This window comes from Pedobacter sp. MR22-3, assembly GCF_026240075.1.
Classification (GTDB): Bacteria; Bacteroidota; Bacteroidia; order Sphingobacteriales; family Sphingobacteriaceae; genus Pedobacter.
Genome location: NZ_JAPIVF010000001.1, coordinates 159,381 through 175,094, shown reverse-complemented (window position 1 = coordinate 175,094; position 15,714 = coordinate 159,381). Strand labels below are relative to the sequence as shown.

Genomic DNA, 15,714 nt, shown 5'->3' with positions numbered 1-15,714 from the left:
TAAAATATTATAAATGAAATTAAAATATACTTTACTGATGCTGGTTTGCACAATGAATAATGCAATGGCGCAAAATGCGAGGTTTGTGAACCAGGGCATTATAGAATTTGAGAAAAAGATCAATGTTTACGCATTGATTCAAGATCAGGCAAAAAAATATCCTGATAACTTTTGGAGTGCACAGGCGCTGGAGCAGTATCAAAAAAATAACCCGCAATTTAAAACTTTGAAAAGTGAGCTTACTTTTAAGAACAACCAAACATTTTTTAATCCGCTGGCAGATGAAAGTGTATCTAACAATTGGTTAGGTAATTTCGCGACGGCAAAGCAGAATAACATTATTTTAAGTAATCTTAAATCAGAAACCAGTATTATTCAAAAATCGGTTTATGAAGAAACTTACCTGGTTAAAGATTCCATCCGCAAAATAAACTGGAAAATAACAGATGAATTCAGAAATATTGCAGGCTATGATTGCAGGCGGGCAAATGCTTTAATGATGGATTCTATTTACGTTGTTGCCTTTTATGCCGATGCCATTCCGGTATCTGGCGGTCCGGAAACCTTTAATGGATTACCAGGTATGATATTAGGCGTAGCCTTGCCGCGTGAACATATTACCTGGTTTGCAACGAAAGTAAAAGATATAGAGGTTACGGATGCCCAGCTTAAAGTACCTTCAAAAGGGAAGCTTGTAAATAAAAAACAGTTGAGTGATATTTTAAAGCGTGCGTTAAAGGACTGGGGCAATTATGCCAGTGATATCTTAAAATCTGCAGATATGTAATTCATCTGTATATTCGCTATAATGTATCAATCTTTATTTAGTCATATCAACAGGTTTATAAATTTAAGTGGGGAGGAAGAAGAAATACTGTCGGCTTTGCTCAAATCATTGACAGTTCAAAAGAAATCTTATTTACTGGAACAGGGGCAGGTTTGCAGGGCCAATTATTTTGTGGCAAAAGGATGTTTAAGGTTATATTTTATTGATATCAAAGGTGCAGAACAAACCACGCAGTTTGCCATTGAAAACTGGTGGCTTTCTGACCTGACCAGCTTTCTTTTTCAACAACCTTCTGAGTTTTTTATCCAGGCTGCTGAAACGACTGAAGTTATTGCCATTGAGCACCGCCATTATGAAGAAATGTTTGCTCAATTACCAAAGCTGGAGAGGTATTTCAGACAGGTATTGCAGAAAAGCCATCAGGCCAGCCAATTGCGGATCAGGTATCTGTACAGCATGACGGCAGAAGAAAGGTATCATCATTTTAACAGATCATTTCCCGAATTTGTACAGCGCATTCCACAATATATGCTGGCTTCATATTTAGGTTTTACACCTGAGTTTTTAAGTAAAATAAGGGCGAAGCGATAATGTTTTACCATTTAAGGCATATACGGAAATAGTATGTGCTAAGTATATAATGGGTATCCAAAATAGTTGAGCTTATATATGTTCTTATTATAGGCAAATTTAAAATAGATGTTTATTCTTATCATTTAATGCAAATAAGCAACAATCTCAGTTGTTTCAACCAAGGAAGGCACTGAACTATGTTTAGGCAATATGATTATTAAACCTTCCCAATTTTGAATTCATTGCAAATAGCTTGGTGTCCTTTGCGGTTAAGTAGCCTCTTTTCTTAAACTAGATTAAGTTTTTTGATCTATTGATTCCGGACCTTTATAGCGTAATTAAAATATAACAATGGAAACTAGAATTAACATTAAAAAAGCAGAGCCAGCAGCTTATGAAGCCATGTATGGTTTAGAAAAGTATTTATCAAACACTAAAATTGACCCCATATTATTGGAGCTGATTAAAATGAGGGCATCGCAAATTAATGGTTGTGCTTTTTGCCTGAATATGCACAGTACAGATGCACGTAAAATTGGCGAAACTGAACAGCGTTTATACTTGCTGAATGCCTGGAGAGAAACTACTTTGTTTACTGAAAAAGAAAAAGCTGTTTTGGCTTTAACGGAAGAGGTAACTTTAATTTCAAAGCATGTTTCTGATGAGACATACCGTAACGCTTCTCGTTTTTTTAATGAGCAGCATTTAGCTCAGGTTATAATGGCGATTATTACCATCAATGCCTGGAATAGAATTGCCATCGCCACGAAATTAATCGTTGGATAAATAATCTGGGATCACTAATGTGATCGGTTAAATCCCGCTCATATTAGTGATTACATTGAAGATGTATTGATTTTTTTTAAGCCTTCATATACTAACCTGGCAATCTCTTTTGCGCCATCCGGCTGAAAATGGGTATTGTCTTTTTGTCCTTTAGGATAAGCAACATATTTCCCGGAATCTAAATTCATGAAATAATTTTTGGTAACGAAATCAATGCCTTTTGAAGTAAATAAATCTGCGGAAAGTGTTGTTAAGTCAATTACCGGAACACTTAATTCCTTCGCTACATCCATGACGGCCTGAGGATATTCACCATGAGCACTGCCAAGTACTCCATTCTTCCAGGGATAATTTCGGGTTACGGGAGTAATCAGGATAGGTTTGGCACCTTTCGCCCTGGTTTCATTTACATACATTCTTAAAAATTTTTTATAGCCAGGGATATCAACATAACGCTCAGGTTTATCTTTCGCTGCATCATTATGTCCGAATTGAATGAGGACTAAATCATTTTTCTTCAATGTAGTTAAAAGCGCTTTCCATCTGCCTTCTTCAAAAAATGACCGGGTGCTTCTGCCGCCTTTTGCTTGGTCGATTACCAGGGCACTATCATTTTTGATCAGATGATTTAAATTTTTCAGACTATCTTTTATCAGGAATTGTTGAAAAACCTGTCCCCAGCCTGTTAAAGGATAACGTTTCTGCATGTAATCGGTTTCCAGGCTGTAATCAGCAACAGTAGAATCACCAATCAGGTAAACTTTTACGGGTTCGCGTTTTATCATAAACGACATCAGCAAAACTGTTAATCCCATGAAGAGACAGATTTGAACATATTTTTTCATATACCGCAGTTATTTTAATTTATCAATTCTGAACCAATCATACTCTGCTATTCCGGCATCATTGGTTTGTGTATCCCTTATGGCGTACAAGCCTACTTTTGCACCAATCCATTGTCCGGCTGTAGCCTGAAATTCATCACCAACATGTTTAAACATGATGCCATCTTCACTAAAACTAAACTGACATTTAGCACCTTTAGCAACCGTTACCTTCATATAAACCTGACCTAATTTAAGTTTGGCAATTTCTTTTTCGCTTTCGGCTTTTCCCTTATCTGCACTCTGGCAAATGCCAAACATCAGATAAAGTCCGTCATTTTTACTTTTAATACTGATTTTAGCATAGCTTCTACCCATTATCACTAATCCGGTTTGTTCATTTTCGAGTTTTGGATTGGGTTTAAAATTTACTTTAGTCGTGACCGTAAATTCTTCTGCAGGAAATTTCTGCATCAGTAAATTGGGCACATCCCACAAGTTCTTCGCTTCTTCCGGAACTTTTGCAGTATACAATTTCAGAACACCTTTACCTGCATCGGTAAACATCCATGTAGGCTGCGGGTTGGCCTGCCACTGCCATTGCAAGCCTAAATCTGTTGCATTGAATTCATCACTTTCTACTGGCGTACTCATCGGATAAGTTTGGCCAACATTTGGTTTTTTATAAATCATGACCGGTTCTCCAATGCCATCATTATCCTGGTCAGTACCAATTATCGGCCAGTTATTTGTCCATTTCATGGGCTGTAAATGAACCACTCTTCCATAAGCATCTTGATCCTGAAAATGGAGGAACCAGTCTTCGCCGGTTGGTGTGTTAACCCAGGCACCCTGATGTGGCCCGTTAACTGTTGATTTTCCCTGATCCATCACCACCCTTCTTTCATAGGGACCATAAATATTTTTACTTCTTAATACCAATTGCCAGCCAGTAGAGACCCCGCCAGCAGGAGCAAATAAGTAATAAAAGCCATTACGTTTATAAAATTTAGGTCCTTCAATGGTCGGGTCTGATTCATGTCCGTCATAAACAATTCTACCCGTCCCGGTAGCTTTGGTTCCATCAGCAGTAAGCGGCATTACGGCTAAAACACTTTTAATTCCGGCACGGCTTCCGGCATAAGCATAGGCGAGGTAGGCTTTTCCATCTTCATCCCAAAACGGACAAGGATCGATCAAACCTTTTCCGGCAGCCACTAATTTCGGGTCAGACCACTCTCCTGTAATGTTTTTTGCTTTAGTTAGATAAATGCCAAAATCCGGATCGGGATAATAAATATAAAATTCACCATTTCGGTACCTGATAGAGGGTGCCCAAACACCATTACCATGCTGTGTTTTTTCAAAATGATCAAATGGAGGTTGCCTCTTTAAAGCATGACCAATAATTTTCCAATTAACGAGGTCTTTTGAATGAAGAATGGGCAAGCCCGGAACGGCATCAAAGCTTGAAGCAATCAGATAGAAATCATTGCCCACACGGATGGCATCCGGATCAGAATAATCGGCATAAATAACCGGGTTTTGATAAGTACCATTGCCCTGATCAGCTATCCAAACTTTTGAGATATCACTATTATTCTGAGACTGTGCCAATGCGTGGAAGCAAAGGCCCGTTACAAGTATGAATTTCAGGAAATATTTCATCATGATGATTGATATATGGTTAGTATTATCGCATTAAATCTTTGGCTATTTATGTAATCAAGCCTGCAGATTAGCCAACTAACAAGATTAAGCCTTTTTTTATTTTTGATCAAGACGATACTGTGCAATCGTTCCCGATATCGTTTGCAGCATTTATTATCCCAGATTTTTCTTTCCGGTAGATATTAATGTTTAAAATTGCTCATCATATATTTGTTAAAGCCCGGCTGCGTAATAAGTTTAAACCTTGCGTAGCCGGTTTTATTTGTACCTAGCCAAAGCCGATATGAAATTTATAGTCCTGATTTTGCTTGTTACCTGTGCCATAAGGGTAAATGCCATCGACATTAAACCTGATTTTGTGGTAGATACCAAAGGGAGTGGCGATTTTAAAACGGTGCAGGAAGCCATCCATGCGGTACCTGATTTTAGAAATAAGGTCACAATTATTCTTATTAAAAAAGGGATATACAAAGAAAAATTAGTGCTGGCCGCATCTAAAAAAAATGTCAGGTTGATTGGTGAAAGTTTAAATGAAACCATTTTAACCTATGATGATTTTGCACAGAAGAAAAACATTTTCGGAGAAGATAAAGGTACTTCAGGATCTTCCAGTTTTTATATTTATGGAGAAGGATTTTCAGCTGAAAATATCACCTTCGAAAATTCTTCTGGTCCGGTGGGGCAGGCCGTTGCCGTTTGGGTAGGTGGCGATAAATCTGCTTTCATAAACTGCAGGTTTCTGGGGTTTCAGGATACGCTTTATACTTATGGTGGTAATAACCGGCAATTTTATAAAAACTGCTACATTGAAGGAACGGTAGATTTTATCTTTGGTTCTGCTACTGCCTGGTTTGAAAAATGTACGCTTTTTTGCAAAAAGCAAGGTTACATTACCGCTGCATCAACTGCTGATACGACTAAATTTGGCTATGTTTTTAACCAATGTACAATCAAAGGCGATGCGCCTGAAAACAGCTTTTATCTGGGGCGTCCGTGGCGGCCTTATGCAAAGGTGGTATTTTTAAACTGTGAGCTTCCGGCACTGATTCGACCTGAAGGCTGGGATAACTGGGGGAAAGAAAGCAATGAACAAACTGCTTATTATGCTGAATATCAAAACAGCGGCAAAGGTGCCCGGCCTGAAAAGCGGGTGAAATGGTCTCATCAGCTCAGCAATGAGGCGTATAAAAGTTACATTATGGAAAACGTTTTCCGCGGATGGAATCCTGAACAAAAATAATGTATGTAAGGCTTTGTATTTCAGTTTTTTAATTATTTGTATGGCAGGTATCTGATGCTTTTCTCCGGCAACGTTTGCATAGATTTCTCTTCGCTTTTAAAGGCAAACAACGTACACTTGTTATTACAATAACCAAGTATAATTTAACCGCACAAATAATGAAATATATTTCTGGAAGTTTATGCCATTCTAAAATAGCCCTCGCCTTTATCCTTATTTGTAGTGCTGGTATAGCAAAAGCCCAGCAAAAAACGAGTTTACCAGTTATCCGCCAGGTTAAAATTAAAAATGATACCACCAGTATTGTTGCTTTTGGCGCTAAAGGTGATGGCATAGCTTTAAATACAGAAAGCATCAATAAAACCATAAGCAGTGTCAGCCAGAAAGGTGGCGGAGTGGTGGTAATCCCTTCAGGTTTATGGCTTACCGGGCCTATAGAACTGAAAAGTAACGTGAATCTTCATTTAAAAAGAGATGCTATTCTTCAGTTTACAGCTGATTTCAATCAATATAAACTGGTGGAAGGAAATTGGGAAGGCCGGCCGGCTTGGCGCAACCAAAGTCCGATTTCAGGAACAAACCTGGAAAACATTGCCATTACCGGAACCGGCATTATCGATGGGAACGGTGGCGCGTGGCGCATGGTAAAAAAAGATAAGTTAACAGAATCCCAATGGAAAAACCTGGTTACTTCCGGTGGAATTGTTCGCGAAGATGGCAAAATGTGGTACCCGTCGGCTAAAACCGTTAAGGGCTCAAATACCAAAAATGCAGGTGTCATTGAATCAGGTAAAACAGCAAAGGATTATGAAGATATCAAAGATTTTCTCCGTCCGAATCTGCTCGTGCTCACCAATTGTAAAACCATCCTTTTAGAAGGGGTTACTTTTCAAAATTCACCCGCCTGGAACCTGCATCCCCTGCTTTGTGAAGATTTAACCTTGAGAAATCTTCAGGTGAAAAACCCCTGGTATGCACAAAATGGTGATGGGGTAGATGTAGAATCCTGTAAAAATGTATTAATTGAAGGCAGCACTTTTGATGTTGGTGATGATGGAATCTGCATTAAATCTGGCAGAGATGAAGCCGGACGCCAGCGTGGTGTACCAACAGAAAATGTAATTGTAAGAAATAATGTAGTATACCATGCGCATGGCGGTTTCGTTATAGGAAGTGAAATGAGCGGTGGTGCTAAAAATATCTGGGTATATGATTGTTCTTTTATTGGTACCGATATTGGCTTACGCTTTAAAACAACACGTGGGCGTGGTGGAATTGTAGAAAATATTTATGTAAACAACATCAACATGATTGATATTCCGGGTGAGGCCATCCTGTTTGATATGTATTATGCCGCCGTTGATCCCATTGTGCTGGCGGGTGAAAAACGTGAGGCCATTAAAAGTGTCATGATTCCGGTTACGGAAGCTACACCACAGTTCAGAAATTTTTATATTAAAGATGTGGTGGCGAATGGTGCTGAAAAAGCCATCTTTTTCAGGGGTTTGCCAGAAATGAATATCAAAGACATTCACCTGGAAAATGTAACCATTAAGGCTAAAGAAGGCATTGAAATCATTGAAGCAACAGGCATCTTTTTAAAGAATGTAAAGGTGATTACCGATAACTCTAACCCGGTTGTGAATATTCAGAACAGCTCCAATATCAATATCGATAAACTCCAGTATAAAAACGGTGCCGAATTATTATTTAATGTAGCCGGCGATAAATCAAAAGGAATTAAAGTAAGCGGCACAGATGCTTCAAAAGCAAAAAAGGTATCCAGCAGTGCTGCTGAAGTCAATAAAAATGCATTAGAGATTTCAAAATAATGAAGAAGAGATCAGTTTTATATACCGCAATCGCATTTCTGGGATGTTCAGTATTATCGCTGACAGGTTTTGCACAAAAGAAACTTTCTGAACAGTTAACCAGGACTGCAATGGAGAAATTGTTTCAGGATACTGCTGTACTAAAAGGTGCGAAAGGTCCGAAGTGGACATACGATATGGGTGTAGTGCTTGAAGGTGCCGCTGCCGTTTGGCGCAATACCGGAAACGGTGACTATTTTAAATACATCCAGTCATCTATGGATGCTTATTTAGATAAGGAAGGAAATATTGCTACTTACAAGGCGGAAGATTTTAACATCGACAATATTAAAAACGGGCGTTCGCTTCTGCTGTTGTATAAAGTTACCGGGCAGCAAAAATACCTTCTGGCAGCAAATAAACTTTATGATCAGTTGCAGCAACAGCCGCGAACGAAAGAGGGGGGCTTCTGGCATAAGAAAATTTATCCCAACCAGATGTGGCTTGATGGCTTGTATATGGGCGAGCCTTTTTACGCGGAATATGCTCGTCTGATGAAAAAAGATGCTGCTTATGATGATATTGCCAATCAGTTTATCTGGATGGAAAAAAATGCTCGCGATCTGAAAACAGGTCTCTTATACCATGGTTATGATGAAAGCAGGACCGAAAGATGGGCAGATAAGAAAACAGGCTTATCGCCGCACTTCTGGGGGCGGGCAATGGGTTGGTACATGATGGCTTTGGTTGATGTATTGGATAATTTTCCTGAAAATCATCCGAAACGAAAAGAATTATTGGCCATTTTAAACCGTACAGCCACTGCTGCAGTAAAAGTTCAGGATGCTAAATCAGGCGTTTGGTTTGATATCCTCAACCTGCCCGCTAAAAAAGGCAATTACCTGGAAAGTTCCGCATCGAGTATGTTTGTGTATGGTTTAGCTAAAGGTGTTCGCAAAGGCTGGTTACCACAAAATTTTATGGCTGCAGCAAGTAAAGGTTATGCCGGTTTAAAGAAAGAATTTATTGAAAAGGCTGGTGATGAAAGGGTAAACCTGACTAAAACCGTTTCTGTTTCTGGTTTAGGCGGAAAGCCAAAATACCGTGATGGCAGCTTTGAATATTACATCAGTGAGAAAGTGATTACCAACGATCCGAAAGGTGTTGGAGCTTTTATTTGTGCAGCCGCCGAAATGGAAATAGCCGCATTGCCTAAAACTGGAAAAGGTCTTACCGTTACGGTCGACAATTTCTTTAACAACGAGTACATGACCGGCCCAGCCGATGATAAAATCCCCTTCCATTACCTTTGGAATGAAGATGATAACAATGGATTTTCTTTGCTTGGAAAGGTTTTTAACGATGCAGGTGTAAAAACCTCAACCTTAAAAGTTGCGCCAACCACAGCGAATTTAAAAGGCAGTAATATTTATATTATTGTTGATCCGGATACCGAAAAGGAAACAGCAAATCCAAATTTCATGAATGCCGAACACGCCAAACAAGTGAGCGAATGGGTGAAAGCTGGCGGTATTTTAGTGCTATTGCTTAATGATGTGGGCAATTGCGAGATCACTAAATTTAATGTATTGCCAGAATCCTTCGGAATTAAATTTAATGAGGATAGCCGCAACAAAGTACAAGGCTCAAATTTTGAACAGGGTGCAATCAAAATCCCGGCAGGAAATTCGATTTTCAAAACAGCGAAAAAAGTGTACATCAAAGAAATTTCAACCATCGTTGCCAAAATGCCTGCAGTTGCTGCGCTAACCGATAAAGGTGATGTAATTATCGCGACAGCAAAATATGGCAAAGGAACGGTATTCGCCGTTGGCGATCCATGGTTCTACAATGAATATATCGATGGAAGAAAATTGCCAGCAGAATTTGAAAATTTTAAGGCAACCAACGATTTGGTGAACTGGTTAATCAAGCAGGTGCCGGCTAAGAAATAAGAATTTAAAGGCCTTAACTTAAGGAGAAAACAGTTTAATTCAGTTCATGATTTTGGTTAATGAAACGAACAACAAAATGAGCATAAAATTATTATTAACCGTTATCTGTTGTTTCCTGCTGGCATCTTGCTATGCACAAATGCGAACCGATTCAACCGCAGAAAAAATGTTGGTTTATCAGTTAGGAAACGGCGGCTGGCCAAAGCAACTGGAAGATAAGAGTGTTGTCAATTATGGTGCAGACTTAACACCTGCATTGCTTGCCAGAATAAAAGCCACTGAAGATAAGCATGCTACATTTGATAATAAGGCGACCAGTCGGGAAGTCGTTTACCTGGTAAAAGCCTATAAAAAAACGCAGAACAAAACTTACCTGAAAGCTGCAGAAAAAGGGCTGGATTATATGCTGGCGGCTCAATATGATAATGGTGGCTGGCCTCAGTATTATCCCGATCAATCTTCCTACCGTTCTGAAATTACATACAATGATGATGCAATGGTCAATGTGCTGAATATTTTACAAGACATTGCCAGTGGGAAAAATGATTTCGAAGTCGTTAACCCAAAGTATCTTCCGAAAGTTAAAAAGGCCATTGTAAAAGGAACTCAATGCATGTTGGAAACTCAGGTAAAACAACAAGGTGTGCGCACCATTTGGGCAGCACAATATGATAAAGACTCGATGTTACCGGCAAAAGCCCGGAATTTTGAGCCAGCTTCTTTAAGTACAAGTGAATCAGTTGGTATTGTTCGTTTTCTCATGCGTATTCAAAACCCATCTAATGAAATAAAAGCAGCAATAGCCGCCGCAATAAAATGGTTCGATACTTATAAAATAACAGGTTATCGTTTCGACAGGGAAAAAGGAAAAACAGCCGCGCTAATCGCCGATCCATCAGGAATGGTTTGGGCACGCTTTTATGATTTAGATAAGAACGTACCCCTTTTTGGCGACCGCGATAATTCCATAAAATCAAAGCTGGAAGAATTAAGTCCGGAAAGAAGGAATGGTTATGCCTGGTATGGTAACTGGGGACAAAAATTGATAGAAAAAGAATACCCGAAGTGGTTGGCTGCTAACGGAAATTAAATAAAAATAAGACTTGTCATTGCGTGGAAGGAAGCAATCTTAAACTACAGGTAGGGATTTTACCGTTAAAGATGGCTCGTTTCCCGAGAGGACGAAATGATGTGAACATGATTCTAAACAAAGAAAATTTAAAGAACATTAGCGAAGAAAAGGTGAAAAAGCCAACCGCTGAAATGTTGGAGTTGCCAGAGCGGGTAATCCAATTCGGAACCGGCGTTCTGTTACGTGGCTTGCCGGATTATTTTATTGATCAGGCCAATCATCAGGGCATTTTTAACGGAAGAGTAGTGGTGGTTAAAACAACAGCTAAAGCCGGCGCAGATGAATTTGCTAATCAGGATAACTTGTATACACTTTGTGTTAAAGGGATTGAAAATGGTGACGAAGTGGAAGAAAACATGATCAATGCGGCCATAAGCCGTGTATTATCAGCAACATCCGAATGGGCAGAAGTTTTAAAAACGGCACATCAGCCCGAGATGAAGGTTGTGATTTCAAATACAACTGAAGTTGGAATTGTAAAAAGTGAAGATAAAATTACGGATGCGCCACCGCAATCCTTTCCAGGTAAACTGTTGGCTTTCTTACATGAAAGATATAAAGCCTTCAACGGATCGGAGGAAAGCGGGATGGTAATTGTGCCAACAGAACTTATTAGTGATAATGCCGATAAATTAAAAGAAATTGTACTCGATCTGGCTATTCAAAATAAACTGGGTTGGGATTTCGAAAACTGGTTGAAAACAGCTAATCATTTCTGCAAAACACTGGTAGACCGGATTGTGCCCGGAAAGCTGCCGGCAGAAGCACAGCAAAGCATGGAAGATGCACTCGGGTATACTGATGGATTGATGATCATGGCTGAGCCGTTCAGGCTTTGGGCAATTGAATCATCAAATGAGAAAGTGAAAGAAATTTTATCGTTTGCTTCAGCAGATAAAGGCGTTTTTATTGTACCCTCCATTGATAAATTTAAAGAGCTGAAACTCCGTTTGTTAAACGGAACGCATACCATTAGCTGTGGGTTAGCCATTTTAGCAGGTTTCCATACCGTAAAAGAAGCTATGGCTGATGGAGAATTTGCTAACCATGTGTTGAAACTAATGCAGGAAGAAATTGTACCGGCAGTAGAAAATGAAGATATTACCAAAGATGAAGCCCTCGCTTTTGCTAAAAGTGTGGTCGATCGTTTCAGTAATCCGTTTTTAGACCATCAATGGCATGCCATTACGCTAAACTATACCCAGAAATTGCAGATGCGTAATATGCCTTTGATTAGAAAATATTATGCACTTCATAACCAGGTGCCTCAGCGCACTGCGCTCGGTGTTGCTGCCTACATCGTTTTCATGAATGTTACTCAGGATGGCGGCCAATATGTATCCACCGTTAATGGAAAAAGGTACACTACGCAGGATGAGTTCGCTGAAGTGCTTCACGGTTACTGGAAAAACCCTGAAACAGTGGTAGAAAATACATTGGGCGATCGGCGTTTATGGGATAAAAACCTAAACAATTATCCTGGTTTTAATGCAGCTGTAAAATCTTACGTAGAACAATTACAAAATAAAGGTGCAAAGGAAACTTTAAGTAACTTGCATCAAGAAAGAACAAATTAAAAATGGTGACTAGAATTTTAAAAATCCATCCCAATGATAATGTGCTGGTAGCCTTACAAAATTTAACAAAGGGCGAAACCATTATTTACGATGGAGATGAATATGTTTTACAGGATGATATTCAGGCGAAGCATAAGTTTTTCATGCAGGATATGAATGCAGGTGATCACATCATCATGTATGGCGTTTTGGTAGGTAAAGCGCAACATTTTATCCTTAAAGGTGGGTTAATGGATACTGAAAATACCAAACATGCTTCAGATCCATATGAATTTAAACCCTACCATTATGAGTGGCATGCACCTGATGTTTCTAAATTTGCAGCTAGGACCTTTAACGGGTACATCCGTAATGACGGTCGCGTGGGTACAGCAAATTACTGGTTATTTATTCCAACGGTATTCTGCGAAAACCGTAACCTGGATGTGATCCGTGAAGCACTGCACAATGAGTTGGGTTATGCCGTTACTGATAAATACAAATCATACGCTCATCATCTGGTAGAGGCTTATAAAAATGGTGAAGATTTAAGCGAGGCTGATACCACCACTATCGGACAGGCCAATCATGTAGCCAATCGTATTTTCAAAAATGTAGATGGCATTAAGTTTTTAAACCACCAGGGCGGATGTGGCGGTACCCGTCAGGATGCAGCAACATTAAGCAAGCTTTTAGCTGCTTATGCAGATCATCCGAATGTGGCTGGAGTTACTGTTTTAAGCTTAGGTTGCCAGAATTTACAGGTGCAGGATTTTGTGGATGACTTAAAACAACGTTCGCCGAATTTCGATAAACCAATGTTTATTTTCGAACAGCAGCAATCGCAAAGTGAAGAACAATTGGTAAAAGAAGCGATCAGGAAAACCTTTATCGGTTTAACGGAGATCAATAAAATTGAACGTCAGCCAGCACCTTTAAGCAAACTGGTATTAGGCGTGAAATGTGGCGGAAGCGATGGCTTTAGCGGCATCAGCGCCAACCCGGCAGTGGGTTATACTTCGGATTTATTGGTGGCCCTGGGCGGAACCATACTTTTAGCTGAATTCCCGGAGCTTTGTGGCGCCGAGCAACAGTTAATTGATCGCACAAAAGATGAAACTGCGGCCCGTAAATTTATCCAGCTGATGACAGCTTATAACCAGGCTGCAGAAAACGTGGGCTCGGGCTTTTTCATGAATCCATCACCTGGAAACATTAAAGATGGCTTAATTACGGATGCCATTAAAAGTACAGGTGCGGCGAAGAAAGGCGGAACATCGCCGGTAGAAGATGTGCTTGATTACACCGAACCTGCCACCAAGCCCGGCTTAAACCTGGTTTGTACGCCCGGTAATGATGTGGAAGCCACCACTGGTAAGGCTGCTTCAGGTGCAACGCTTATTTTGTTTACAACCGGATTGGGAACGCCGACAGGAAACCCGGTTTGTCCTACCATAAAAGTGTCTACCAATAATGCTTTAACCAAACGCATGGGCGATATCATCGATATCAACTGCGGGCCGGTAATTGAAGGGGAAAAAACCATCGAACAAATGGGCGAAGATATTTTAGAATATTGTATTAAAGCAGCCAGTGGTGAGGTAATTCCGAAAGCAGTCCTCTTAAACCAGGATGATTTTATTCCATGGAAACGGGGAGTGAGTTTGTAGTACAGAGTCATTAGTCGGGAGTCTAGCGTCAGAAGTCTTTAGTCCTAAGTCTCTGGCGTAAAAACCGTCATTGCGAGATACGAAGTCATTTCTTTCGAAATTAAAATGTCGTACTGCTCAATGAGGATAAATACCATAAGAAGTTAATGTTCTGTGTCTTCACAAAACATCATACAAAGATTATTAATAAATGAAATGAATAGACAGGCGTTTTGATCATCTCAAATCTAATGTCTCAAATCAAATAGAATGAAACCATTTTTAGACGAAAATTTTCTTTTGCAAAGCAAAACAGCTGAAAAGCTTTACCATGATTTTGCAAAATCGTTACCCATTATTGATTACCACAATCACCTTATTCCTGATCAGATTGCGAACAATAAACAGTTCGAGAATATTACACAGGTCTGGCTGGCTGGTGATCATTACAAATGGAGGGCGATGCGTGCCAATGGTGTAGATGAAAAATACATCACTGGCGATGCATCAGATTTTGAAAAATTCGAAAAATGGGCAGAAACTGTTCCTTATACCTTACGTAATCCTTTATACCACTGGACACACCTGGAATTGCAACGTTATTTCGGGATCACCGATATTTTATCAGGCAAAACAGCCCGTAAAATTTACGATGAATGTTCGGCCAAACTGCAAACACCAGCATATTCAGTGCGTGGTTTGCTGGCGAAGATGAATGTCGAAGCCGTTTGCACTACTGACGATCCATTAGATAGTTTGAATTTTCATCAGCAGCTGGCTCAAGAAGGGGTGGCTTTAAAGATGTTGCCTGCTTTCCGTCCGGATAAGGCCATGAATAGTGACGATGTGACGGGTTTAAATGAATACATTGATAAGTTAGAAAGTGTGGTTGGGACATCGATCAGCAATTTTCAGGATTATCTCAATGCCTTAAAAAGCCGTCATGATTACTTCGCTGCGAACGGCTGTTCCGTTTCAGATCACGGTTTGGAGCAGATTTATGCCGAGGATTATACCGATCAGGAAATCACTTCCATTTTTGAAAAAATCAGAAGTAAAAAAGAAATTTCTTACGAGGAAAACCTGAAATTTAAATCAGCCATGCTGATCTGTTTTGCCGAGTGGGACCATGAAAAAGGCTGGGTGCAACAATATCATTTGGGGGCTTTGCGCAACAACAACGCCCGGATGCTGCGCCAGCTTGGTCCGGATACAGGATGGGATTCTATCGGCGATTTTTCTCAGGCCAGAATGCTGTCTAAGTTTTTAAACCGTTTAGATAATCAGGATCAACTGGCAAAAACCATTATTTACAATTTAAATCCGGCAGACAATGAATTAATTGCCACCATGATTGGGAATTTTAACGATGGATCAATCGCTGGTAAAGTGCAGTTTGGATCGGCATGGTGGTTTCTGGATCAGAAAGACGGCATGATTAAACAGCTAAATGCCTTATCAAATATGGGGCTTCTGAGCCGCCTTGTTGGGATGTTAACTGATTCCAGAAGTTTTCTGTCTTTTCCACGACATGAATACTTCCGCAGGATAATCTGTAACCTCTTTGCCGAAGATATAGAGAATGGCGAATTGCCTGACGATTTGGATTGGGTGGGTAAAATAGTGCAGGATATTTCGTACTTTAACGCAAAAAATTACTTTACTTTTTAATTCAGCACCTCGCTTTCTGTCAGCACAAACCTAAATAATTAACGGTTCTTAGCATACGA

General features: G+C 39.8%; 12 protein-coding genes. 10 read left to right on the top strand and 2 right to left on the bottom strand.

The window, feature by feature from the left end; genetic code table 11:
- The first annotated feature begins 13 nt into the window (after window positions 1–13).
- From OQ267_RS00765 to OQ267_RS00755, 3 genes are all read left to right on the top strand, one after another.
- Window positions 14–787 (top strand): GLPGLI family protein, encoded by a 774-nt coding sequence (locus tag OQ267_RS00765; RefSeq protein WP_088299669.1) that lies wholly within the window; start codon window positions 14–16, stop codon window positions 785–787.
- 21 nt (window positions 788–808) lie between these two features.
- Window positions 809–1,378 (top strand): Crp/Fnr family transcriptional regulator, encoded by a 570-nt coding sequence (locus OQ267_RS00760; protein WP_265834542.1) that lies wholly within the window; start codon window positions 809–811, stop codon window positions 1,376–1,378.
- A 333-nt stretch (window positions 1,379–1,711) separates the two neighbouring features.
- Window positions 1,712–2,146 (top strand): carboxymuconolactone decarboxylase family protein, encoded by a 435-nt coding sequence (locus OQ267_RS00755; RefSeq protein WP_265834541.1) that lies wholly within the window; start codon window positions 1,712–1,714, stop codon window positions 2,144–2,146.
- Window positions 2,147–2,196: 50 nt separating this feature from the next.
- Here the strand turns inward: OQ267_RS00755 and OQ267_RS00750 are convergent, their stop codons facing one another.
- Entirely contained in the window at window positions 2,197–2,961 is a 765-nt protein-coding gene (locus OQ267_RS00750) for a rhamnogalacturonan acetylesterase (protein WP_265834540.1), read from the bottom strand.
- 39 nt (window positions 2,962–3,000) lie between these two features.
- Window positions 3,001–4,638: a glycoside hydrolase 43 family protein gene (locus OQ267_RS00745; protein ID WP_265834962.1), complete on the bottom strand. Its 1,638-nt coding sequence runs from the start codon at window positions 4,636–4,638 to the stop codon at window positions 3,001–3,003.
- A gap of 286 nt (window positions 4,639–4,924) precedes the next feature.
- Here OQ267_RS00745 and OQ267_RS00740 point away from each other — a divergent pair, with 286 nt between their 5' ends.
- The 7 genes from OQ267_RS00740 (at window position 4,925) to uxaC (ending at window position 15,655) form a co-directional block, all read left to right on the top strand.
- Entirely contained in the window at window positions 4,925–5,881 is a 957-nt protein-coding gene (locus OQ267_RS00740) for a pectinesterase family protein (protein WP_265834539.1), read from the top strand.
- A 158-nt stretch (window positions 5,882–6,039) separates the two neighbouring features.
- On the top strand, window positions 6,040–7,713 hold the full coding sequence (locus tag OQ267_RS00735) for a glycoside hydrolase family 28 protein (protein WP_265834538.1): 1,674 nt from the start codon (window positions 6,040–6,042) through the stop codon (window positions 7,711–7,713).
- Window positions 7,713–9,647 carry a glycoside hydrolase family 88 protein gene (locus OQ267_RS00730; RefSeq protein WP_265834537.1) on the top strand — a complete coding sequence of 645 codons (1,935 nt, stop codon included), beginning with the start codon at window positions 7,713–7,715 and terminating at the stop codon, window positions 9,645–9,647. Before OQ267_RS00735 ends, OQ267_RS00730 begins: the two co-directional genes overlap by 1 nt.
- Before the next feature lie 76 nt (window positions 9,648–9,723).
- Complete coding sequence (gene pelA / locus OQ267_RS00725) at window positions 9,724–10,737, top strand: pectate lyase (RefSeq protein ID WP_265834536.1); 1,014 nt, start codon at window positions 9,724–9,726, stop codon at window positions 10,735–10,737.
- 23 nt (window positions 10,738–10,760) lie between these two features.
- Window positions 10,761–12,356: a tagaturonate reductase gene (locus OQ267_RS00720; RefSeq protein WP_265834534.1), complete on the top strand. Its 1,596-nt coding sequence runs from the start codon at window positions 10,761–10,763 to the stop codon at window positions 12,354–12,356.
- Window positions 12,357–12,358: 2 nt separating this feature from the next.
- Window positions 12,359–14,005, top strand: a complete 1,647-nt coding sequence (locus tag OQ267_RS00715; RefSeq protein WP_265834532.1) for a UxaA family hydrolase — start codon at window positions 12,359–12,361, stop codon at window positions 14,003–14,005.
- Window positions 14,006–14,254: 249 nt separating this feature from the next.
- Window positions 14,255–15,655, top strand: a complete 1,401-nt coding sequence (uxaC, locus tag OQ267_RS00710) for a glucuronate isomerase (protein WP_265834531.1) — start codon at window positions 14,255–14,257, stop codon at window positions 15,653–15,655.
- Window positions 15,656–15,714: the final 59 nt, after the last annotated feature.